The 22,389-nt window shown below is 68.6% G+C and carries 20 protein-coding genes and 1 riboswitch; of the genes, 14 read left to right on the top strand and 6 right to left on the bottom strand.

Annotated elements, in window-relative coordinates; translation table 11 throughout:
* Positions 1 to 191 precede the first annotated feature (191 nt).
* From G3N92_RS03130 to G3N92_RS03090, 9 genes are all read left to right on the top strand, one after another.
* On the top strand, positions 192 to 995 hold the full coding sequence (locus G3N92_RS03130; RefSeq protein ID WP_206125981.1) for a YkgJ family cysteine cluster protein: 804 nt from the start codon (positions 192 to 194) through the stop codon (positions 993 to 995).
* A 277-nt stretch (positions 996 to 1,272) separates the two neighbouring features.
* Complete coding sequence (hmgA, locus tag G3N92_RS03125) at positions 1,273 to 2,610, top strand: homogentisate 1,2-dioxygenase (RefSeq protein WP_206125979.1); 1,338 nt, start codon at positions 1,273 to 1,275, stop codon at positions 2,608 to 2,610.
* Positions 2,607 to 3,962 (top strand): fumarylacetoacetase, encoded by a 1,356-nt coding sequence (gene fahA, locus G3N92_RS03120; RefSeq protein ID WP_206125977.1) that lies wholly within the window; start codon positions 2,607 to 2,609, stop codon positions 3,960 to 3,962. Before hmgA ends, fahA begins: the two co-directional genes overlap by 4 nt.
* Entirely contained in the window at positions 3,955 to 4,626 is a 672-nt protein-coding gene (gene maiA / locus G3N92_RS03115) for a maleylacetoacetate isomerase (RefSeq protein ID WP_206125976.1), read from the top strand. The genes fahA and maiA overlap by 8 nt, the downstream gene beginning before the upstream one ends.
* 273 nt (positions 4,627 to 4,899) lie before the next feature.
* Positions 4,900 to 5,757: an NmrA family NAD(P)-binding protein gene (locus G3N92_RS03110; protein ID WP_206125974.1), complete on the top strand. Its 858-nt coding sequence runs from the start codon at positions 4,900 to 4,902 to the stop codon at positions 5,755 to 5,757.
* A 65-nt stretch (positions 5,758 to 5,822) separates the two neighbouring features.
* Positions 5,823 to 6,593, top strand: coding sequence for an SDR family NAD(P)-dependent oxidoreductase (locus G3N92_RS03105; RefSeq protein WP_206125973.1), 771 nt, complete (start codon positions 5,823 to 5,825; stop codon positions 6,591 to 6,593).
* A gap of 86 nt (positions 6,594 to 6,679) precedes the next feature.
* Positions 6,680 to 6,787, top strand: a riboswitch (yybP-ykoY riboswitch).
* 141 nt (positions 6,788 to 6,928) lie between these two features.
* On the top strand, positions 6,929 to 7,921 hold the full coding sequence (locus G3N92_RS03100; protein ID WP_206125972.1) for a sodium:calcium antiporter: 993 nt from the start codon (positions 6,929 to 6,931) through the stop codon (positions 7,919 to 7,921).
* Between the two features lie 98 nt (positions 7,922 to 8,019).
* Positions 8,020 to 8,157 carry a hypothetical protein gene (locus tag G3N92_RS03095; RefSeq protein WP_206125970.1) on the top strand — a complete coding sequence of 46 codons (138 nt, stop codon included), beginning with the start codon at positions 8,020 to 8,022 and terminating at the stop codon, positions 8,155 to 8,157.
* 30 nt (positions 8,158 to 8,187) lie between these two features.
* A complete protein-coding gene (locus G3N92_RS03090) occupies positions 8,188 to 8,517 on the top strand; it encodes a hypothetical protein (RefSeq protein WP_206125969.1) in 330 nt (109 codons plus the stop codon).
* Positions 8,518 to 8,529: 12 nt separating this feature from the next.
* Here the strand turns inward: G3N92_RS03090 and G3N92_RS03085 are convergent, their stop codons facing one another.
* Positions 8,530 to 9,636, bottom strand: coding sequence for an alpha/beta hydrolase (locus G3N92_RS03085; protein ID WP_206125967.1), 1,107 nt, complete (start codon positions 9,634 to 9,636; stop codon positions 8,530 to 8,532).
* Positions 9,637 to 10,031: 395 nt separating this feature from the next.
* Between G3N92_RS03085 and G3N92_RS03080 the strand changes: the two genes are divergently transcribed.
* A complete protein-coding gene (locus G3N92_RS03080; RefSeq protein ID WP_241014543.1) occupies positions 10,032 to 12,431 on the top strand; it encodes a TonB-dependent siderophore receptor in 2,400 nt (799 codons plus the stop codon).
* An 83-nt stretch (positions 12,432 to 12,514) separates the two neighbouring features.
* Entirely contained in the window at positions 12,515 to 13,195 is a 681-nt protein-coding gene (locus G3N92_RS03075; RefSeq protein WP_206125964.1) for a Fe2+-dependent dioxygenase, read from the top strand.
* Between the two features lie 6 nt (positions 13,196 to 13,201).
* Here G3N92_RS03075 and G3N92_RS03070 read toward each other — a convergent pair whose 3' ends face one another.
* From G3N92_RS03070 to G3N92_RS03060, 3 genes are all read right to left on the bottom strand, one after another.
* A complete protein-coding gene (locus tag G3N92_RS03070; RefSeq protein ID WP_206125962.1) occupies positions 13,202 to 14,497 on the bottom strand; it encodes a HAMP domain-containing sensor histidine kinase in 1,296 nt (431 codons plus the stop codon).
* Positions 14,484 to 15,170, bottom strand: a complete 687-nt coding sequence (locus tag G3N92_RS03065; RefSeq protein WP_206125961.1) for a response regulator transcription factor — start codon at positions 15,168 to 15,170, stop codon at positions 14,484 to 14,486. Before G3N92_RS03065 ends, G3N92_RS03070 begins: the two co-directional genes overlap by 14 nt.
* Positions 15,171 to 15,347: 177 nt before the next feature.
* Positions 15,348 to 16,199 (bottom strand): alpha/beta hydrolase, encoded by an 852-nt coding sequence (locus tag G3N92_RS03060; RefSeq protein ID WP_206125959.1) that lies wholly within the window; start codon positions 16,197 to 16,199, stop codon positions 15,348 to 15,350.
* Positions 16,200 to 16,649: 450 nt separating this feature from the next.
* Here G3N92_RS03060 and G3N92_RS03055 point away from each other — a divergent pair, with 450 nt between their 5' ends.
* From G3N92_RS03055 to speB, 3 genes are all read left to right on the top strand, one after another.
* On the top strand, positions 16,650 to 17,393 hold the full coding sequence (locus G3N92_RS03055) for an HAD family phosphatase (RefSeq protein ID WP_206125958.1): 744 nt from the start codon (positions 16,650 to 16,652) through the stop codon (positions 17,391 to 17,393).
* A gap of 150 nt (positions 17,394 to 17,543) precedes the next feature.
* Positions 17,544 to 18,779, top strand: coding sequence for an FAD-dependent oxidoreductase (locus G3N92_RS03050; protein ID WP_206125957.1), 1,236 nt, complete (start codon positions 17,544 to 17,546; stop codon positions 18,777 to 18,779).
* Between the two features lie 232 nt (positions 18,780 to 19,011).
* Positions 19,012 to 20,007: an agmatinase gene (gene speB, locus G3N92_RS03045; protein WP_206125956.1), complete on the top strand. Its 996-nt coding sequence runs from the start codon at positions 19,012 to 19,014 to the stop codon at positions 20,005 to 20,007.
* 51 nt (positions 20,008 to 20,058) lie between these two features.
* On the opposite strand, the gene G3N92_RS03040 is transcribed toward speB, so the two are convergent.
* Together G3N92_RS03040 and G3N92_RS03035 are read right to left on the bottom strand one after the other, a co-directional pair.
* Entirely contained in the window at positions 20,059 to 20,976 is a 918-nt protein-coding gene (locus G3N92_RS03040) for a LysR family transcriptional regulator (RefSeq protein ID WP_206125955.1), read from the bottom strand.
* A gap of 96 nt (positions 20,977 to 21,072) precedes the next feature.
* Entirely contained in the window at positions 21,073 to 22,215 is a 1,143-nt protein-coding gene (locus G3N92_RS03035) for a branched-chain amino acid ABC transporter substrate-binding protein (protein WP_206125954.1), read from the bottom strand.
* Between the last annotated feature and the right edge of the window lie 174 nt (positions 22,216 to 22,389).

The raw sequence follows: 22,389 nt of genomic DNA, 5'->3' as shown, positions 1-22,389 counted from the left end.
GTGCTGGCCGCCCAGCCCGCGCCGCGCCCGGCCCAGCCGCAACGCGGCGCGCCCGAGGCCGGTTGAGCGGCGGATTGCGGGGCGCACGGTTTCGGGGGCCATACGCGGCCGCCCGAAACTCGCTATAGTTCGTCGCCAGAATCAGGCCGCATCGACACGACAGCGGCCGACGCGACGAACGAGGTCCCCCGTTGAGCGATATCCCGTTTCACTGCACGTCCTGCGGCAATTGCTGCCAGGATCTGCGCCTGCCCGTCACGCCCGCCGAAGCCCGCACCTGGCTCGAACGCGGCGGCCGCGTCGACATCCTCTGCGAAGCCGTGCCCTGGCTCGCCGAACCCGAACCCGACAACGCCTTCGGCCACTACAAGCGCGGCCGCAGCTTCGCCGCCGCGAGCGGCTCGCTGCCGATTCGCGTGGACGTGACGCTGGCCGCCTCGTTCACCGGCCCGTGCCCGAACCTCGACGACGCGATGCGCTGCACGGCCTATGAGATCCGGCCGATGGTGTGCCGCGTCTATCCGGCCGAGATGAATCCGTTCCTGCCGCTCGTGCCCGCCAACAAGGGCTGCCCGCCCGAGGCCTGGGAATCCGCGCAGCCGCTGATCGCCGGCGGCGTGATCGTCGACGCCACCGCGCGCGAGGCCGCCGAGCGCAGCCGCGTCGAGCAGGCGCGCGCCGCGCCGGCCAAGCGGGCGATCTGCGAGGCGCTCGGCATCAGTCAGGCATCGGTGTCGAACGAGGGCTTCCTGATCCTGTCGCCGGAGCCGGCGCAACTGCTCGGCGTGCTGCACGCGCTGCCCGCCGAACTGATCGACACCGCGCACGATGCGGGCGACGCCGCCGCCGACACGCCGTCCGCCGCCGACTGGACGCTCGTGACCAACCGCCAGCAAACCGCCGACGCGCTCGCGCAGGTCGGCGCGAGCGGCACGCTCGACCGCGCGCAGCCGCCCGGCGCGTTCCTCTACCTCGGGATGTTCGACGCGTCCTGAGCATCGCCGGGCCGCCGTTGCGCGGCCCGGTTCTCCCTCGGCGGGCGTTCGCTCCGCCGCGCCTGCCGCCTTTCCCCGCCTGGCTTCCCCGATGTGACGCGCATCTTGCGCCACGGCCCGCGCACGCCTGTCGTTCCTCGTTCGAGCGGGAAGGACGGCACGCGTCCGTCCTTCGTCTAGGGGTAAACGCAAATTAAATTAAACGTAATGAGTTATACAATGCGTAAAAATTTGCTGAGGCGAGCGCATGTCGCGCACCGCCAGACCGGAGATCGAAATGACCTTGGATTTGAGCCGACCGGGCGAAACCGGTTACCAGCCGGGCTTCGCGAACCACTTCGCGACCGAGGCGCTGCCGGGCGCGCTGCCCGAGGGGCGCAACTCGCCGCAGCGCGCGCCGTACGGGCTGTACGCCGAGCAGTTGTCGGGCACGGCGTTCACCGCGCCGCGCGCCCACAACCGCCGCAGCTGGCTGTACCGGATCCGCCCGGCCGCCGTGCATCTGCCGTTCGAGCCGCTCGAGCGCGCCCGCCCGCTCGTTTCGGAGTTCGCGGCCGATTCGGCCGACGTGCCGCCCACGCCGCCGAACCAGTTGCGCTGGGATCCGCTGCCGATGCCCGCCGAGCCGACCGATTTCATCGACGGCTGGGTGACGATGGCCGGCAACGGCTCGGCCGCCGCGATGAACGGCTGTGCGATCCACGTGTACGCCGCGAACCGCTCGATGCAGGACCGTTTCTTCTACAGCGCCGACGGCGAGCTGCTGATCGTGCCGCAGCAGGGCCGCCTGTTCATCGCCACCGAGCTGGGCCGGATCGATGTCGAGCCGCAGCAGATCGTGCTGATTCCGCGCGGCGTGCGCTTCACCGTGGCGCTGCCGGACGGCGAGGCGCGCGGCTATATCTGCGAGAACTTCGGCCAGGCGCTGCAACTGCCCGACCTCGGCCCGATCGGCTCGAACGGCCTCGCCAACCCGCGCGATTTCGAAACGCCGCAGGCCGCCTACGAGGATCGCGAGGGCGATTTCGAACTGGTGGCCAAGCTCAACGGCCGGCTCTGGCGCGCGAAGATCGGCCATTCGCCGCTCGACGTGGTGGCCTGGCACGGCAACTTCGCGCCGTGCCGCTACGACCTGCGCCGCTTCAACACGATCGGCTCGATCAGCTTCGATCACCCCGATCCGTCGATCTTCCTGGTGCTGCAATCGCCGAGCGACACGCCGGGCGTGGACACCATCGATTTCGTGATCTTCCCGCCGCGCTGGCTCGCGGCCGAGGACACGTTCCGCCCGCCCTGGTTCCACCGCAACGTCGCGAGCGAGTTCATGGGGCTCGTGCACGGCGCGTACGACGCGAAGGCCGACGGCTTCGTGCCGGGCGGCGCGAGCCTGCACAACTGCATGTCGGGCCATGGGCCGGATGCGGGCACGTTCGAGAAGGCGTCGGCGTCCGACACCTCGACGCCGCACAAGGTGGGCGACACGATGGCGTTCATGTTCGAGACCCGCACGCTGATCCGCCCGACGCGCTTCGCGCTCGACACGTCCCAATTGCAGGCGAACTACTACCGCTGCTGGCAAGACCTCACGAAACACTTCAATCCGGAGCAACGATGACCGCCGTAACCGACCTCAACGACACGCTCGCGCCCTCGCTGCGCAGTTGGCTCGACTCGGCGAACGCCGCCGGTTGCGATTTCCCGATCCAGAACCTGCCGTTCGGCATCTTCAGCGACGCGAAATCGGCACAGCCGCGCGCGGGCGTGGCGCTCGGCGACGCGATCGTCGACCTGACCGCGCTGGCGCAGGCCGGCCTGCTCGCGGTGCCCGGCGCCGATGCGCACACCGTGTTCGACGCGCCCACGCTGAACGCCTTCATCGCGCTCGGCCGCGATGCGTGGCGCGCGGTGCGCGTGCAACTGAGCGCGCTGTTCGAGCGCGACAACCCGCAACTGCGCGACGATGCGGCGCTGCGCGAGCGCGTGCTGACCGGGATGGCCGGCGCGACGCTGCATCTGCCGGTGGCGATTCCGGGCTACACCGATTTCTATTCGTCGAAGGAGCACGCGACCAACATCGGCTCGATGTTTCGCGATCCGAAGAATGCGCTGCTGCCGAACTGGTCGGAGATGCCGATCGGCTACAACGGCCGCGCCTCGTCGGTGGTGGTCAGCGGCACGCCGGTGCGCCGCCCGCTCGGCCAGCTTAAATTGCCCGACCAGGAGCGCCCGGTGTTCGGCGCGTGCCGCCGGCTCGACATCGAGCTCGAAACGGGCTTCGTGATCGGCCAGGCCACGGCGCTCGGCGAGCCGGTGGCGTGCGAGCAGGCCGAGGCGCACATCTTCGGCATGGTGCTGCTCAACGACTGGAGCGCGCGCGACATCCAGCAATGGGAATACGTGCCGCTCGGGCCGTTCAATTCGAAGACGTTCGCCACCACCATCTCGCCGTGGATCGTCACGCTCGACGCGCTCGAACCGTTCCGCGTCGCGCAGCCGCGGCAGGAGCCGCAACCGCTGCCGTACCTGCGCCACGCGGGCGAGCACGGCTTCGACATCCGCCTCGAGGTGCTGCTGCAACCGGAAGGCGCGAGCGAGGCCACCGTGATCAGCCGCACCAACTTCCGGCACATGTACTGGTCGATGGCGCAACAGCTTGCACATCACACCGTGTCGGGCTGCAACACGCGGGTGGGCGACCTGATGGGCTCGGGCACCATCAGCGGGCCGGAGAAGGATGCCTACGGCAGCCTGCTGGAACTGACCTGGGGCGGCAAGGCGCCGCTCGCGCTGAACGGCGGCGGCACGCGCAGCTTCATCGAGGACGGCGACACGCTGACGCTGGCCGGCCACTGCCAGGGCGACGGCTACCGGATCGGCTTCGGGCCGTGCGTCGGCACGATCCTGCCGGCGCTGGCCGGCATTCCGGGCGGCGTGGGCGTGGCCGACGGAGCGCGCAGCGATGGCTGATCTCACGCTGCATACGTATTTCCGCAGCTCGGCGTCGTATCGCGTGCGCATCGCGCTGAACCTGAAGGGGCTCGACTACGCGCAGGCGCCCGTGCATCTGGTGCGCGGCGGCGGCGAGCAACTGGGCGAGGCGTATCGCGCGATCCATCCCGACGGCCTCGTGCCCGCGCTGATCGACGGCGATGCGCCGCCGCTCGTGCAGTCGCTCGCCATCGTCGAGTATCTCGACGAGTGCCATCCCGAGCCGCCGCTGCTGCCGGCCGCGCCGCGCGATCGCGCGTTCGTGCGCTCGGTGGCGTTGCAGGTGGCCTGCGAGATCCATCCCGTCGACAACCTGCGCGTGCTTTCCTATCTGAAGGGCACGCTCGGCGTGAGCGACGCGCAGAAAAGCGCGTGGTATGCGCACTGGATCGAGGTGGGGTTCACGTCGCTCGAACGGCGGCTCGCGGCCGATCCGCGCGTGGGCCGCTGCGTGTTCGGCGATACGCCGGGGCTGGCCGATCTGTGCCTCGTGCCGCAAATCTGGAATGCGAAGCGTTTTGCCGTGCCGCTCGAGGCGTATCCCACGCTGATGCGCCTGTACGCGCATGCCTCGGCCCTGCCCGCGTTCGCCGCGGCCGAGCCGTCGGTGCAGCCCGATGCGGAGCCGCCGCCCGCGCGTTGATCCGGCGATTCGCGGTGGTTCCGCCACGCGGCGCGATGCTTCGGCTCGCGCCGCGTGTGCGTTTACGGCTACGGTTATGGCTGCGGTTACGGCTGCGTTTCGGGCGGCCGATACGGTTTTCCTCCACTCGTGACGCCAAGTCATCGATGTCCTGACGGCCAGGCCATTCGTCGGCGCGCGGCTGCGGCGTACGCTTCGGTCGGTCGCATGCAGCACGCCTCGCGTGCCATGCGTTCCCAGGCAAAAACGTTCAGCGATCCGGAGGAATGAACCATGTATGCAGTGACTGGCATCAGCGGCAAGGTGGGTGGCGAAGTGGCGCGTGCGCTGCTGGCGGCGGGACAACCGGTGCGCGCCGTGCTGCGCGACGCGGCGAAGGCGGCGCGCTGGGCGGCGCTCGGTTGCGAGATCGCGATCGCCGAGATCGACGATGCGGCCGCGTTGACGCGCGCGTTCAGCGGCGCCACGGGCGTGTTCCTGATGACGCCGCCGAACTACGATCCCGCACCGGGCTTCCCGGAAACGGTGGCGACCGGCGCCGCCGTGCGCACGGCGATCGAGGCGGCGCGGCCGGGCAAGGTGGTGTTCCTGTCCACCGTCGGCGCGCATGTGGAGGAACCGAACCTGCTCAACAACTCGAAGATGACCGAAGCGACGCTGCGCACGCTGAGCGTGCCGGTCGGCCTGTTGCGCGCCGGCTGGTTCATGGAAAACGCCGCGTGGGATGTGGCGGCGGCGCGCACGGGCGTGGTGCCGTCGTTCCTGCAGCCGCTCGATCATCCGATCCCGATGGTGGCGACGGCCGACATCGGCCGCCATGCGGCAAGCATGTTGCGCGAGCATTGGGACGGCGTGCGCGTGGTCGAGCTCGAAGGCCCGCGCCGCTACAGCGCAGACGACATCGCCGCGGGCTTCGCCGCCGCGCTCGGACACGCCGTGCGGATGGAGCCGGTACCGCGCGACACGTGGGAGGCGCTGTTCCGCTCGCAGGGCATGCAGCATCCGCTGCCGCGCATGCGCATGGTGGACGGCTTCAACGAAGGCTGGATCGATTTCGAGGGTGCGGGCTGCGAGCATCGCGTGGGCGAGGTCGAGCTCGATACCGTGCTCGCCGGCCTGGTGGCGCGCTGAGCGGCGCGGCGCAGCCGTATCGTTCGGAATCCGTTATGTTGAACGCCTTCGCTAGAGGAGCCGCCATGCAACGCATCTTCATCACCGGGTCGGCCGACGGGCTCGGCCTGATGGCCGCGCAATTGCTGGCCGATCAGGGGCATCGCGTCGTGCTGCATGCCCGCAACGCCGCGCGGGCCGACGCGGCGCGCCGGCACTGTCCGGCCGCCGAAGCCGTGGTGACGGGCGATGTCGCCACGCTCGATGCGATGCGCGAGGTGGCCGGGCAAGCCAACGCGCTGGGCCGCTTCGATGCGGTGATCCACAACGTGGCCGTCGGCTATCGCGAGCCGCGCGTGGAGACCGCCGACGGGCTGCCGCACGTGTTCGCCGTCAACGTGCTCGCGCCGTACGTGCTCACCGCACTGATGCAGCGCCCGCAGCGGCTCGTGTATCTGAGCTCGGGCATGCATCACGGCACGCGCGCCGCGCTCGACGATCTGGAATGGACGCGGCGGCGCTGGGCCGGCGCGCAGGCCTACGCGGAGAGCAAGCTGTACGACGTGCTGCTCGCGTTCGCGGTGGCGCGCCGCTGGCCCGAGGTGCTGTCGAACGCGCTGGAGCCGGGCTGGGTGCCGACGCGCATGGGCGGCCCCGGCGCGCCCGACGATCTCGATCAGGCGCATCGCACGCAGGCCTGGCTCGCGGCCGGCGACGACGCGAACGCGCGCGTCACCGGGCAGTATTTCTTCCATCGCAAGCTGCGCCGGCCCGATCCGGTCACGCACGACACCGGCGTGCAAACCGCTTTGCTCGACGCCTGCGAGCGCCTGTCGGGCATTGCCTTGCCCGATTGAACGCCGCGTTCGCGGGCGGCGGCGGGGCGATTGTTTAGTCCTGCCGCCTAAAAAATTGGTGCTGTCACAATCATCGGCTAGAATAGCGGCTTGTCTTAGGGGAGTAGTCTGCTTTGCCGCCCCGGCGAAGCGCCGACGTCAACATATTTGACCTGAACCGGTCATGGCGTCGGCAGCCGTGTTGTCCCACGGCCTGGCGAGACCTATGACGTTCCTTCCTCCCGGGCCGGGCTGGAAGGCAGCGTCATGGTTGCGTCGCCCGGCCCGTGGAGATAACAACAGATGTCCCTCAATCCCTCCTGCCGTAGTGCCGTCGTCGTTGCGGGGTGCCCGCGATGATCCTGACGTTCGTCCTGTTGCTGGCCGCGGCCGGCATCATCTACTTTTCCTGCGAAACCTTCGTCAACGGCGTGGAATGGCTCGGCCAGAAGCTGAACCTGACGCAGACCGCCACCGGCACGATCCTCGCCGCGTTCGGCACCGCCTTGCCCGAGAGCGTCGTCACGCTGGTGGCCGTGGCGTTCGGCAATACGCCGGCCACCAAGGAGATCGGCGTGGGCGCCGCGATCGGCGGCCCGCTCGCGCTGAGCACCGTGGCCTACGCCGTGGTCGGCATTTCGCTGCTCGCGGTGGCGAAGCGCCTGGGCCGTGCGAGCGAGGTGCAGGCCAACACCGCGCAACTGCGCCGCGACCAGCTGTGGTTCCTCGCGATCTTCGTCGTGAAGATCGGCGTGGGCCTCGTGGTGTTCCAGTACAAGCCGCTGCTCGGCATCGCGTTTCTCGCGGCCTATGCCGTGTATTGCTGGCGCGAACTGACGGCCGAAGGCGATGGCGGCGAGCACGGCGAGCTCGAACCGCTGATGCTGCGCCCGCGCTCGGACAACCCGGCGCTCGGCTGGGTGCTGTTGCAGACGCTCGGCGCGCTGGTGGTGATCTTCGCCGCGTCGCATCTGTTCGTGAATCAGATCGAAGCGGTGGGACCGTGGCTCGGCATGAGCCCGCAATTGACGGCGCTGCTGTTCAGCCCGATCGCCACCGAGCTGCCCGAAATCATGAACGCGGTGATCTGGGTGCGGCAGGGCAAGGAGCGGCTCGCGCTGGCCAACATCAGCGGCGCGATGATGATCCAGGCGACGATTCCGACCGCGTTCGGGCTGTTCTTCACGCCGTGGCATCTGGCGACGCCGTCGATCCTGGCCGCCGTGATGACGGCCATCGCGATCGTGTATCTGCAGTTCGTGTTTCGCGCCTCGCGCGTCAACAGCCGCCTGCTGACCTGTGTCGGTGCGTTGTATGCGGTGTTTGCGGGGCTGCTGGTCGTGATCTGATGCGTGTTACGCCGCCGGGCCGTCGCGCGCCGAGGGGGGCGGGCGGTGGCTGGGCGGCGTGCCTGCCCGCCTGGCCCGCAAACCAAGGGGACGCCGCCATGATCGAATTGCTCGAACCGTTTTCCCGCCGAATGGCGGAAGACCTGCTTTCCGTCTTCCCGAACTGGCGCGGCCATCTTTCCGGATTCGTCGAATCCGGAGCGCACTACCTCAAGATTCAGGTGCCGCCGCCCTAGGGATCGGCAGGCGGCCCATTGGCGATCCACGTGACGGACGAGCAGGACGTGATGGTCTGCTACGCGTCGACGCACGGGCATTTCTCGTCCGTGTCGGGCACGGCGGATGAACCGGGCGGCGCGATCCGGTTCATCCGCGAGATCCTCGATGAACAGCGCGCCCTGGTTTCATACATTTGGCTCGGCGACCCGGCGATGCCGCAAGGGTTCGTTGCCGATCGATGGTATCCGGCCGACCGGATACCCGCCGCGAATCATGAGTATCCCTACACGACCTCGATGCGCGTTCGCTCCTGGAAGGGCACGTACGACACGACGTTCGACGCGCCTTATATCCGGGACACGCCGCAGCGCGATTGACGCCGCATCCCCTCACTGCCGTTCCGGCACCGCCTCGTTGCAACCCGGCTTGTCGAACAACGCGGCCATCCCGCACGCCGACGCATACATGCGCCCGCTCGAATGGGCGATGCCGGGCGCTTCGAGCACATGCTGATGCGTGTTCGGATCGAGCATGTGGATATAGGCGTCGTAGGCCAGCCCGCGAGCGTAGCGCGTGAGCCCCTGCGCATCGGCCTCGCAGTTGTGTCCGACTGCATCCTCGTCCGGCGAATTGTCGGCAGTGCCGAGCAGGTACACGACATCGCGCTTCAGATAGCGGGCCTGCACCGCCTCGGCCGTGGCCGGCGCGCCCGCGTACGGCGGCACGCCGGAGCCCAGGCCGTAGTTCCAGCGCTCGAACCTCGGGCATTGTTTCGCGTCGAACGGCGCGAACGCGCCGTCGGAGCCGGGCCGCACATCGGTGAAATAGAGGTAGGTCGCGGGGTTGGCCACCACGTAGCGGAGATGGATCGGCGCACTGCCCAGATCGGCCTCGCCGCGCCCGAGCGCCGCGTAGCGCTGCACGTATTGTCCGCCCGCCGAATGCCCGGCCAGCACGATCATGCGCAGGTTGGGAAACAGCGTGCGGTTGGCGAGGCGCTTGAAAATTTCGTCGACGATCTCGAACGAACTGATCGCGACCGGGCCGGTTGACAGCCGGGCGCGCGGCCAGTCGTCTTCGCGCCAGCGGAGCATGGTGTCCGGCAAGCGATGCGCCGCAATATCCTTCGCAGTCAGAAATTGCGGCGTGATCAGCAACGCATCGCGCGCACTGGGGCCGGCGATCCGGGCCGCGTACTCGCCCGAGGTCAGATCGCGGCGCGGCCATCCCGGGATCACGATGACGGCGCGCGTGATGCCGGGCTGCGGCTGCGTCCAGTCGCGCGACACCGCGATCGGCACCTGAACCGTGCCGGAGGGCGTGGCCAGTTCCAGCCGCCCGGGCTGCACGATCGGCACCGGGGTGTGCACGACGTCGCGCTCGCGCATCGCCGGGGCGGCGGCTGGCGTATCGGCCTGCGCCGCCGGGGCCGCCCAGGCCAACGTCGCGGCGAACATCAGGGGCAGGGCGCGGATGAAGCTTCGTTGCGGATGCACGCGTTGTCTCCTCGGTTTCCATCGATCTTGTTCATCAGGAAACGAAGCCGGAGGCGATCGCGTTGACCGGTTCGGGCTCCCAGGCGAGCGCTGCGATTTACGGCGCGTTACAGGCGTGACGCCACCTGCGCCCGGCCGGCATCCATGCCGCAGGCCGCAAAACATCTGAACATTCGGAGCCGCCGGCGACCGGCGGCCGGAACCATCCGGCTCTCGAAACGCCCCCACGCCACCGGCAAGGCTTTCACCTTCATTTCGTTAGTCTTAACGATTCGTTGACATTCCCCTCCCTAAAATCCGTACCGCAAACAACAATCATTTGTATTTACAACGGAAGGGTAAGCATGTTGCCGTATCGGGGAAGGGGTAAGCGTCCGTCGGGGTTGCTGACAGGCATGCTGGGCGCGACGCTCGGCATCGCGGTGATGTCGGGCGCGCAGGCCCAGGCGCAACCGGCTGCGGAGCCGGGCGGGGCGGCCAATACGGCGCAATCGAAGGCTACTGCCAACGCCGCCAACGCCGCGGCGCCGGCCCAGGCCGCTCCGGCCACCCCATCGGCCACGCCGCCCACCGCCGCGCTGCCGGCGGTTTCCGTGCGCGAATCCCGCTCGTCCTACCAGACCGAATTCGTCCGCTCCGAGCAGTTCACGCAGCCGATCCTCGACATGGCGCAGAGCGTGGCCGTGATCCCGAAGAAGGTGCTCGAGGAGCAGCAGGCGCAGAGCCTGCAGGACATCCTGCGCAACGTGCCGGGCATCACGTTCACGTCGGGCGAGGGCAATCTCGGCTGGGGCGACATGTTCACGATTCGCGGCTTCTCGTCGGAACAGAGCTTCACGGCCGACGGCATTCGCGACGCGGGCCTGGCGAGCCGCATGGACACGTTCAACACCGAGAGCGTCGAGGTGTTCAAGGGCACCGGCTCGATCGAATCGGGCGTGGCCGCGCCGGGCGGCAGCGTCAACCTGATCACCAAGGAAGCGCATCTGGGCGACGCCTATCATCTGCAGGGATCGCTTGGCAGTGCGAGCTACCGGCGCGTCACGGCCGACCTCAACAAGCAGCTCAACGACACCACGGCGCTGCGGCTGAACCTGATGCGCCACAGCAACGACGTCGACGGCCGCGCGGTCACGAACTACGACCGCTGGGGCGTGGCGGGCTCGCTGGCGATGGGGCTGGGCACGCCCACCACGGTGACGATCGACTACCTGCACCAGCACGACGACAACGTGCCCGACGGCGGCATTCCGATCCAGCGCGGCACGGGCGGCTCGCCGATGCCGGGCGTGGCGCGCAACGCCTGGTACGGCGATCCGAACCTGTACACGGATCGCACCGAAACCAATCGCGTGACGGTGAAGGCGGCGCACAACGTCAACGACAACGTGCGCATCTCCAACATCACGCGCTGGGAGCAGACCGATCGCGTGACGGTGCTCGCGCCGGCGCGCTTCAACAGCACGGCCGGCACCTCGCTCGGCTACGTGGGCACCGGCCCGCTGATCGCGAGCGCCTCGGGCGTGCAGTCGTACAGCGGCTACGCGCTCGACCCGAACATGAGCGGGCTGGCGGTGATGCGCGGCAACAACTACGGCACCTCGAAGCGCTACGACATCGTTGCGAACGAAACCAATTTGAACCTCGCGTTCGACACGGGCCACATCCATCACGACGTGGTGGCGGGCGCGGAGTTCTATCACGAGCGCTACGGCGACCTGACGCGCACGGTGATCGGGCCGGCGACCAACCCGGTGATGTCGCTCGCCAATTCGTACGGCACCAGCATGGGCGCGGTGCCGACCGAGGAAAGCGGCGCGGGCGACTACTCGGCGGTGACGGACGGCGGCGTCTACCTGCGCGACACGGTCACGCTCACGCCGAAGTGGATCGTCGACGGCGCGATCCGCTACGACCGTTTCTCGGTCAAGCAGGTGAACGGCGCGGCCAACGCGCACACCATCGCGCGCAGCAACGACGGCGCCTGGAGCGGCCGCGCGGGCATCACCTACAAGCCGGTGCCGTTCGGCAGCATTTACGCGTCGTACAGCCAGGCCACGCAGCCGTCGGCGGTGGGCGGCACGACCAACAACGTGATCTACGGCGACACCACCAGCCAGAGCGTCAAGCCGGCCACGGCCAAGACCTGGGAGGTCGGCACCAAGTGGGATCTGTTCGATCGCCGCCTGTCGCTGACGGGCGCGCTGTTCCGCACCGAACTCAGCGATTCGTGGGATTACGGCGACAGCACCACCACCGTGGTGCGCCAGTTGCCGCCGAAGCGCGTGGACGGCATCGAGCTCGGCATGTCGGGCAACATCACCGATAAATGGTCGGCGTTCGCGGGCTTCGCCGGCATGCGCGGGCGCATCACGAAGGGCGCGAACGAAGGCGCGCGCCCCGGCAACGTGCCGAACGCCACGTTCAATCTGTGGACGTCGTACCAGGTCACGCCGAAGTTCGGCGTCAGCTACGGCGTGCAGTACGTCGGCACGCGCCGCTACACCGACAACGCCTACGTCGGCGGCCAGAACAACAACAGCAGCACGGTGAACGGCGCGAACGGCAAGCACCCGGTGTACGTGGCCGACAACGAGAAGGCCCCGGCGTTCTGGCTGCACTCGCTGGCCGCGCGCTACGAGGTCAACAAGCATCTGTCGGTGAGCCTCAACGTGCAGAACCTGTTCAACAAGTTCTACTATTCGGCGATCGGCGCGTCGCTCGACGGCTATCAGATCTACGGCGTGCCCGGCGCGGGCCGCACGGTGCTGATGACGGCCGACGTGAAGTTCTAGGCGTACAAGACGTCATGCAGGCGCGCGGCGGCTCCGTTTCACGAGGCCGCCGCGCAACGCATTGCGGCAACGGGAGAGCAATCATGATGGTGGAAGTGCCGGGCGTGTTCAGCCCGGAAGAAGCGGCGGCGATCGCGGCGCGGCTGCGCGCGGCCGATTGGGTGGACGGGCGCGTCACGGCCGGCGTGCAATCGCAGCGCGTGAAGGACAACCGTCAGTTGTCCGGCGACGATCCGCTCGCGCGCGAGGTGGGCGACGAGATCATCCGGCGGCTCGCGCAGCACGCGGTGTTCATGTCGGCCGCGCTGCCGAAGAAGATCTACCCGCCGCTGTTCAACAGCTATGCGGGCGGTGAAGCGTTCGGATTCCATATCGACAACGCCGTGCGCGGCATCCGCGAATCGCGCGAGCGCGTGCGCACCGACCTGTCGGCGACGCTGTTCCTGTGCGAGCCGGACACGTACGACGGCGGCGAACTGATCGTGCGCGACACGTTCGGCGAGCAGCGCGTCAAGCTCAAGGCGGGCGACATGATCCTGTATCCGGGGTCGAGCGTGCATCGCGTCGCGCCGGTCACGCGCGGCGAACGGCTGGCATCGTTCTTCTGGATCGAGAGCCTGGTGCGCGAGGATGCGCAGCGCAGCCTGCTGCTGGAGATGGACGTGGCGATTCAGCGGCTCACGCAGCAGGGCGCCGACGAAGCCTCGCTGTTGCAACTGACGGGCAGTTATCACAACCTGCTGCGGATGTGGGCCGACGTCTGAGCGTGCTCAGAAGCGCCGCTTCGGCTCTGCGCCCTGCAGGTCGATCCGGAAGCGGCAGCCGCGCCCCGGCGCGGAATCGAGCGTGACGCGCCAGCGTTGATGCTGGCAGATCCGCTGCACCAGCGACAGCCCGAGCCCGAGGTTGCCGGCGTCGGCGCGCTCGCCGTGCACGAACGGCGCGAACACGCCCGCCTGTGCCTCGAACGCGATGCCCCGGCCGTCGTCGCTCACCTCCAGCGAGCCGGGCGCGGCGCGCACCAGAATGCGCGTGCCGCCGTCGGCATGCTGCAGCGCGTTGCGGATCAGGTTCGACAGCACGATGCGCAGCAATGCAGACGGATAGCGCGGCATGGCGGCGTCGCCAGCCACGGCTTCATCGGTTTCCAGATCGAGCGCGAAGCCGCGCTGCGCGGCCAGCGCGCGCCAGCGGCCGGTTTCGTCGCGGGCCGTCTCCACGGCGCCCGTCATCAGGAAGCCGTGCGTGTCGCCCGCGCCGCGCGACAGCAGCAGGTAGGCGGCCAGTTGCTGATCGATCTCCTTGGTGGCCGTGTGCATGCGCTGCAGCCGGCTGCGCTGCGCGTCGCTGAGGCCCGGCTCGTCGAGCAGCAGCTCTGCCGAACTCGAAATCACCATCAGCGGCGTGCGCAGCTCGTGGCCCACGTCGGCCGTGAACAGCCGCTCGCGCTGCAACGCCGCTTCGAGCTGGTTGTAGGTGTCGTCGAACGCGGCGGCGAGCCGGCCGATCTCGTTGTCGGGATATTCGTGCGCGAAGCGCGTTTGCGGCGGCAGCGCGGGCCGTTCGCCCACCTGCGCGGCGAGCCGCAGCAGCGGCCGCACGAAGCGCCGCGTGATCGCGCCGCCGAGCACGAACGCCAGGATCAGCGCGCCGGCCATGCTGGCCACGGCGATCCAGTGCGAGCGCTGCTGCCGGTGTTCGAACTCGGTGTAGTCGCGCAGCAGCAGATACCGTGTGGCGTCCCGATCGTCGACCATCGCGTGCCACTGGCGGCCGTCGTGCTCGATCTTGCTGAAGCCGGCCGGCAGCGCGCGCAGCCACGGCGGAAACGCCGTGCTGCCCGGCGCGCCGTGAAAGAAGCGATCCTCGCGGCCCACGTCGCGCCCGTTCAGGTATTCGTCGCGGATCCGGTTGACGGCCATGCCCATGTCGATGCGCTGCAAGTGCACTTCGAGCGTATCGATGGCCCACAGCGAGGCGAGCGACAGCAGCGCGGCCACCACGACCGCCACCAGCAGATAGGTGAGGATCAGTTGGCGCGCGAGCGTGCGCCTAGGGTTCCACACGCTGCGGATCCTGAAGCTGGTAGCCGATGCCGTGCACGGTGCGCAGCAGCGGCGCGCCGTATGGCTTGTCGATCACCTGGCGGATCAGGTGGATGTGCGTGCGCAGGCTGTCGCTGTCGGGCGGCGAATCGAGCCACAGCGCTTCTTCGAGCCGCGCGCGGTGCACCACGGCCGGGCTGGCCTGCATGAGGATCTGCAGCAGCTTGAGCGGCGCGGGCGGCAGCCGCAGCGTGTCGCCCGCGCGCGTCAGCGTGCGCGTTTCGACGTCGTAGGCGAGATCGGCCACCTGCAGCGTGCGCGCGGCCGGGCGGCGCGTGCGATGCAGCAGCGCCTTCACGCGCGCGGCCAGTTCGGCCAGCGCGAACGGCTTGACGAGGTAATCGTCGGCGCCCGCGTCGAAGCCTTCGAGGCGGTCGTCGAGCGTATCGCGCGCGGTCACCATGATCACCGGCGTTTCCAGCCGCGCTTCCTCGCGCAGCTTGCGGCACAGGCTGTAGCCGTCGAGCCGCGGCAGCATCAGGTCGAGCACGATCAGATCGAATTCGTGCGCGGTGGCGAGCGCATAGCCCTGCAGGCCGTCGAACGCGCAGTCGACGATATGGCCGCGGTTGCCCAGATGGCCGGAGATGTTGGCGAGGATGTCGGGATCGTCTTCGACGACGAGGATACGCATGGCTGTGCCGCGGGAGGATGCAAACAAGAATCGTTGGCGATTCTACCGTGCCGGGCGGCCTTGCGCGCGCCGTGCGTCGCACGAGGCGCGGCACGATCCGGCGGTATCAAAGCGAAACGGCCGGCCCGACGAAGTCGGAAGCCGGCCGTTTTGGGCAGGACTGCGATGCAGCGCTGCTTAGACGTTCTGAAGAAACGCCGCCAGGTGGCGGTTGAACGCGCTCGGGCGCGCCATGTTCATGCCGTGCGAGGCGCCTTCGATCGTGACCTGCGACGCACCGGCGATCCAGCCGGCCAGCGCGGCGGCGTTCTCGCGATATGGCTTCGGGCTCTTTTCGCCGTCGATCATCAGCGCCGGGCAGGCGATGCGGCTGGCCACCTCGGCCGAGAACGCCGGCAGCGGATCGCGCAGTTGCATCGACAGCGTGCGCGCGTTGTCGGTGGTCATCGTGCGGAAGCCTTGCGGGCTCTTTTGCCAGGAGCCGGCGCGGCTGACGGAATCGACGAACAGTTCGAGGCCCGCATCCACTTCGCCGTTGGCGATCAGCGACACGGCGCGCGTGCGCAGGCGCTTGGTTTCGAGCGAGAGCGTGGTGGGCGTGGCGTTCTCGATGCCGGACAGCGTGCCGCCCGGATCGCACAGCGTGAGCGAGCGCACCAGTTCCGGGAAGCGCAGCGCCACCTGGAACGCGACGCTGCCGCCGCGCGAGTGACCGACCAGGTGCACGGCGCCCGCGCCGAGCTGGCGCACGAACGCGCCGACCTGATCGGCGTGGTTGCTGACGCTGAACGCGGGCAGATCGTCCGACGGTTCGGCCGGCCAATAGTGCGTGAGGCTCGGCGCGATGCAGGTGAATTGCGTGGCGAGGCCGGCGAGCTGCGGTTGCCAGAATCGGAAGTCGCACAGCGAGCCGTGCACGAACACGACGACATCGCCTTCGCCCGTCTGGACGTAGGGCATCTTGATGATGGGACCGGGACCGGGGAGATCCAGCGAAACGGGTGCGGCGAGAGAAGCGACGGGGTTCACGATCAATTTTTGAATAGTTCCGGGCGCAATGATAATGGATTTCCCTGATATGCCCACCCGGTGCAAAAAAACGACAGCGGCCGAATTCCCGTGAAGAATGCGTGGGGAAAAACTTTAAGTAATTGAATGAATTGATATTTTTGTGACGTTATCGGCCGCTTTCAAGCCCGGAATGATCGCCCAGATTGTTCTAAGAATTTGTAGTAATAAGCGTTTGCAAGGGGCGGTTTGTCGCGGATGAGCGTTTTGAGGGGGGCGACGGACGAAAAAACGGGGCTGGATCGAGGTCGGTTTTCATGGGCCGGTGCGAGCGTGCCGGGGCCGCGAGCGCGGCGCGGTTTCGTTTTCCGTCACGCTTTACAATCGAACCCGCCGTGGACGATTGCGCGCGCCATCGCGCCGCCTGCACCGTCGTCGGCTTGTCCATTCATCCGCCTGCCGCCCATCTTCATGCCCGATTCCGATTCTTCCGAAAACGTCAGCGCCTTGCGCTCCGCCGATGTAGCTGATGTAGCGGATACGTCCGACGCGCCGCCGCCTTACCGCGCGATTCTGTGGGACATGGACGGCACGCTGTCCGACAGCGAGCCGCTGCATTACGCGTCGCTGGTGGCCGCGCTGCGTCACTTCGGCGAGGAGCCGGACGACGCGCTGCACGCGCAGACCTTCGGCATGACGGGGCGCGCCTCGTACGAATTCTGCGTGGCGCGTTATGGCCGCGCGTTCGATTTCGCGACGTGGTCGCAGGTGCGTTTCGAGACGTTCATCGCCAGCCTCGAACACCTGCGTGCCCGCGAGGGGGCGCTCGAACTGTGCCGCGCGGCGCAGCATGCGGGCCTGTATCAGGCGGTGGTGTCGAACGCGGGGCGCAACACGCTCGAATCGGGCATCGCCGCGCTCGCGCTCGGCGAATACTTGACGGTGGCGGTGTGCGCGCACGATGTGGAGGCAGGCAAGCCCGCGCCCGACGGCTATCTGCTGGCCGCCGAGCGGCTCGGCGTGACGCCGGCGCAGGCCGTGGTGGTGGAAGACAGCCCGCTCGGCGCGCAGGCCGGCGTGGCGGCCGGCATGCGCGTGGTGGCCTGGCTCGACGCAGGCAGCGATCCGGGCCTGTACCCCGAAGCCGCGCAGATCGTGCGGACTTCGAAACAATTGGCCGAGGCGCTGGGCCTTTCGATCGACGTCGAGGCCTAAGCGCGGGCCGCATGACCGAACGGTCCACCCGTTGCCGCTGACGCGGCGAGCGGCGATACTCTCGTGCGCCGATTCGCGGGCAGCCAGGCCGAGGCGTTTCAAACGCCGCGCCGGCCGGATCGAAGCAACAAACTGAACAGAGGAAAAAGCATGGACGTATTGGATGTGGTGATCGTCGGGGCCGGGCATGCGGGCGCGAATTGCGCGGCCGAACTGCGCAAGGCCGGTTTCGAGGGCAGCGTCGCGCTGCTGTCCGACGAGGCCGAGCTGCCCTACGAGCGGCCGCCGCTGACCAAGGATTACTTCACGGGCGAACGCGGCGGCGAGCAGATCCGCTTCCGCACCGCCGAAGCGTGGCTCGAACGCAATATCGACGTGCGCCTGTCGCAGCGCGTCGAGGCGATCGAGCCCGAGGCGCACCGCGTGCGTCTGGCCGACGGCACGCTGCTCGGCTATCGCAAGCTGGTGTGGGCCGCGGGCGGCTCGCCGCGCCGTCTCGCCTGCGAAGGCGCGACGCTGGCCGGCGTGCACGTGATTCGCGGCAAGCACGACATCGACGGGCTGAAGGCCGATCTGGCCGGGCGCAAGCATGTCGTGATCGTGGGCGGCGGCTATGTCGGCCTCGAAGCGGCCGCGTCGCTGACCAAGCTCGGCGGCGTGCAGGTGACGGTGATCGAGGCGCAGGATCGCCTGCTCGCGCGCGTGGCGGGCGCGGCGCTTTCCGCGTTCATCGAAGGCGAGCATCGCGGGCGCGGCGTGGAGATCGTCACGGGCGCGCAGGTCACGGCGCTGAAGGGGCAGGACGGGCGCGTCGCGGCCGTCGAACTGGCCGACGGCCGCTCGATCGCCGCCGACGTGGTGATCGCCGGCATCGGCATCGTGCCGACCGTGCAGGGCCTGCTCGATGCGGGCGCGCAGGGCGGCAACGGCGTGGTGGTGGACGAGCAGTGCCGCACCAGCCTGCCCGATGTCTACGCGATCGGCGATTGCGCGCTGCGCGTGCATCCGCTCGTGACGGGCGGCGCGCTGCGCATCGAGAGCGTGCCCAATGCGCTCGAACACGCGCAGATCGTGGCCGCCTCGATCGTCGGCAAGCCGCAACCGAAGCCGGGCGTGCCGTGGTTCTGGTCGACGCAATACGACCTGCGCATCCAGATGGCCGGGATTCCCGACGGTTACGACGACGTGGCCGTGCGTGGCGACGTGGCGGCCCGCGCGTTCACCGTGCTGTACCTGCGCGGCGGCCGCGTGATCGCGCTCGACGCCGTCAACGCGACCAAGGAATACGTGCAGGGCCGCGCGCTGATCGCGGCCGACGTGACGCTCACGCGCGAGCAGCTCGAAGACCTCAGCGTGCCGTTGCAGGCGCGCATGCCGGCGGCCTGAGCGCGGCGCGGCGGGTTCCGGGCGCCTGCCCGGCCCCGCGCGGCGGCGCGGCCCGCGCCGTGACCGCCGCCACCGGCGTTCACTTCGGCAATTGCCGAAGCGAGCTTCGCGATTCCCCTATTTTTCCCGCCAATACGGCTCCCTACACTGGCCCGAATCCGTCGCGCCCTCCCGCGCGGCGCTCGGCCGGCTGCCTTGCAGGCCGGCCCCGATCCCCCGATACGGAGCCACCATGTCCACCAATTCCTACGACAGCGGCCGCCTGAACCTGCCGTTCGTCGGCATCTGCACGTTCGCCAAATCGCCGATCTGCCTCGACTGGGACAACATCGACGCCGACGTCGCCGTGATGGGCGCGCCGTTCGATTGCGGCACGCAATGGCGCGCCGGCGCGCGCTTCGGCCCGCGCTCGATTCGCGAAGCCTCCACGCTGTTCTCGTTCGGCCACGGCGGCGCCTACGATTTCGAGGACGACGTCACCTACCTGCCGGCCGACGAAGTGAAGATCGTCGACATCGGCGACGCCGACATCGTCCACACCAACACCGAGCGCAGCCACGACAACATCGAATACGGCGTGCGCAAGATCCTCGCGGCCGGCGCGCTGCCGGTGGTGATGGGCGGCGATCACTCGATCAACATCCCCTGCATCAATGCGTTCGCGGAACAGGCGCCGTTCCATATCGTCCATATCGACGCGCACCTCGATTTCGTCGACGAGCGTCACGGCGTGCGTCACGGCCACGGCAACCCGCTGCGCCGCGCGGCCGAGCACAGCAACGTGACGGGCATGACGCAGATCGGCATCCGCAACGTGTCGTCCACGGCGCGCGAAGGCTATGCGCAGGCGCGCGAGATGGGCTCCGACATCATCTCGGTGCGCGACCTGCGCCGCCTCGGCATTCAGGGCGTGCTCGACAGAATTCCGAAGGGCGTGCGCTATTACCTGACGATCGACATCGACGGCTTCGATCCGTCGATCGCGCCCGGCACCGGCACGCCGAGCCACGGCGGCCTGCTCTATTACGAAGGCCTGGAACTATTCGCCGGGCTGGCCGCGCAGGGCGAGGTGATCGGCATCGATCTGGTGGAGGTGGCGCCCGATTACGATCATTCGGGCTGCACATCGATTCTGGCCGCGCAACTGCTGCTCAACACGCTCGGCCGCGTGATGCATCAGCGCAAGCTGCGCCGCGCCGAGGCGACCAGCGCCGAAGCCGGAAAGTAAGGTTGACGAAGTCAACACCGAAGCAGAAAACCGGCGGGGCCGGGTTCGCGCTTACCGCGCGGCCGGCCCCGCCAGCACGTCCGCCGCCGCGATCAGGCATTCGCGGAACGCCTGCACCACGCGGGTCGGCTCCGCGTTCTTGCGCGTGACGATGTCGAAGTCGAGATGCGTGGCGTAGCGCGCCGGATCGATGCGGATCATCAGCCCGCCGTCCACCCACGGCTTCGCGTAGTGCGGCGGCAGGAAGCCGATGGTGTTGCCCGACAGGATCAGCATCGCGCGGCCCTCGACGTTGTCGACGGTGGCCGCGGCCTGCGGCAGGCCCAGCAGCGCCAGCTCCTGCTCGGCCAGATACGAGCGCGCCGCGAGCCGGCACCCGGCCAGCTCGGACGCGGGCACCTGCCCGTCGGCGCGCGCGGCGAGCGGATGCGTGGCCGCGCAGTAAAGGCCCTGTTCCTCGCGATAGAGCGGCGTGTAGGTGATGCCCGGCGTGCGCGTGGGGAACGGCCCCACGGCCAGATGCAGTTGCCCGTCGAGCACGTGCTGGACGAGGCTGGCCGGCGCGGCGATCTGCAGATCGAGCCGCACTTCGGGCGCGGCCTGGCCGAACTCGCGGATCGCCGGCAGCAGCGGCGAATGCAGGTCGGTCAGCGTGGCCTCGATCAGGCCGAAGCGCAGCACGCCCTGCAGGCGGTTGCGCACCGCGCCCGCTTCCATGTGAAAGATTTCCACCGCGCCGAGCAGCCGTTGCGCGGCGTCGTAGAGTTGCGCGCCGTCGTCGGTCAGCCGGAAGCCGCTGCGGCCGCGCTCGCACAGCCGCAGGCCGAGGCGCGTTTCGAGCTGCGCCATGTATTCGCTGATGCCCGAGGCGCCGATGTTCAGCGCCGATTGCGCGGCGGAAAAGCCGCCGCACTGCGCGATGGTCGCGAAGATGCGCAGCAGCTTGAGGTCGGTATCCTGGATTTGCACGTTCGTCCCTCATGCACGATGGTCGAGGCCCGGCCGTGCGCGATGCGCGGCCGGGCCTCCGGAAAATGCGCGGTGCGAGGGCGTCGTGCGGTGTGCTTACTTCTCGCCCGGCGCCAGCGCCACCTGGGTGCCGTTGCGGTAGGTGTAGATCGTGATCGGCGAATCGGTCAGATCGCGGTCCTGATTGAAGCGGTAGTGGCCCGAGATGCCGTCGGCATCGATCGCCTGCAGCGCCGCGCGGTACTTGGCCGGATCGATCGAGCCGGCCTTCACCATCGCCTGCGCCACGATGTTCACGCCGTCGTACAGCGCCGCGCTGTAGGTCAGCGGCGGCGTGTTGAAGCGCTTCGCGTAGTCGGCCGAGAACTGCCGGCCGGCCGGCGTCTGGCTCAGCACCGGGCCGCCTTGCGGGCAATACACATTGCCGTCCACCGCATCGCCGCCGATCTTCGCGAGCTCCTCGTTGCACATCGCGTCGCCGCCGAGCAGGTAGCCCTTCATGCCGAGGCGCTGCATCTGCTTGCGCATCGAGCCGGCCTGCGCGTAGTAGCCGCCGTAGAACACGCCCTGCGCGTTGGCGCCCTTGATGTGCGTGAGGATCGCGAGGAAATCGGTGGCCTTGTCCGACGTGTACTGGCGGTCCACCACCTCGATGCCGTTCGCCTTCGCGGCCGCGATGAACTGGTCGGCGAGGCCCTGGCCGTAGGCGGTGCGATCGTCCACCACGGCGATGCGCTTCAGCTTCAACTGCTTGGCGGCGAACGTGCCCATCCGCGCGCCGAGCTGCGTGTCGCTCGCCGAAATTCGGAATACGAACGGATAGCCGTGCTGCGTGATCGACGGGTTCGACGCCACCGTGGCCAGCACGATGTTCGCGTTGTTGACGGGGGCCGAGATCGGCAGCGCCACGCCCGAATTGAACGGCCCGAAGATCGCGCTGACCTTCGCGTCGATCAGGTTCTGCGCGACCGTCATGCCGGTGCGCGGGTCGCCCGCGTCGTCCTGCGAGATCAGCTCGAAGCGGGTCTTGCGCCCGCCGATCACGAGCCCCTGCGCGTTCAGGCGCTCGATCGCGAGCCGCACGCCGTTCTCGTCATCCTTGCCGGTGGCTGCCTGCGAGCCCGTGAGCGGGCCGGTCAGCCCGAACTTCACCACCTGCTCGTCGGCCGCCTGCGCGCCCGTTGCCATCATCGCGCCGGTAAGCGCCGCGAACCCCATTGCCATCCATTGCTGCTTCATCGTTCTCTCCTCGTAGCGAGTCGGTGTGCCGCCCTGCCGACCCACCGTCGGCGCCGCGTCGAGAAGCATTCTGGAGAGCCAAATTTGTCGAAAGTATTTGCGATTTCAGAACTACACTTCGGCGATGTCCGAAGTATAGGTCGCCAAAAAAACGGGGGAAGCCGGGGCTTGGCG

The sequence above is a fragment of the Burkholderia sp. Ac-20379 genome, assembly GCF_017104645.1.
Lineage (GTDB): Bacteria > Pseudomonadota > Gammaproteobacteria > Burkholderiales > Burkholderiaceae > Burkholderia.
The sequence above is the reverse complement of the archived record's forward strand: the minus strand, read 5'-3'. Positions and strand labels throughout refer to the sequence as shown.